The organism is Streptomyces sp. SID5910, assembly GCF_009862125.1.
GTDB lineage: Bacteria > Actinomycetota > Actinomycetes > Streptomycetales > Streptomycetaceae > Streptomyces.
Genome location: NZ_WWHX01001019.1, coordinates 1 through 266 on the forward strand (window position 1 = coordinate 1; position 266 = coordinate 266).

1 protein-coding gene is annotated in these 266 nt (G+C 65.0%); it reads right to left on the reverse strand.

Annotation, left to right across the window (positions count from 1 at the left end):
* Nucleotides 1-266, reverse strand: a 266-nt coding sequence (locus tag GTW67_RS35895; RefSeq protein WP_237519190.1) for an alpha-amylase family glycosyl hydrolase, incomplete at both ends; no start/stop codon positions are given.

Genomic DNA, 266 nt, shown 5'->3' on the forward strand with positions numbered 1-266 from the left:
GCCGGGTTCTCGTAGTTCAGGTCCGGCTGGTGGGAGAAGAAGCGGTGCCAGAAGTACTGTCCGCGGACCGGGTCGTAGGTCCAGTTGGAGGCCTCGGTGTCGACGAAGATGATGCGGGCGTCCGGGTAGCGGGTGTCGTCGTCCGCCCAGACGTAGTAGTCGCCGTACGGGCCCTCGGGGTTCTTCCGCGACTCCTGGAACCACGGGTGCTGGTCGCTGGTGTGGTTCATGACGAAGTCGATGATCACGCGCATGCCGCGCTGGTG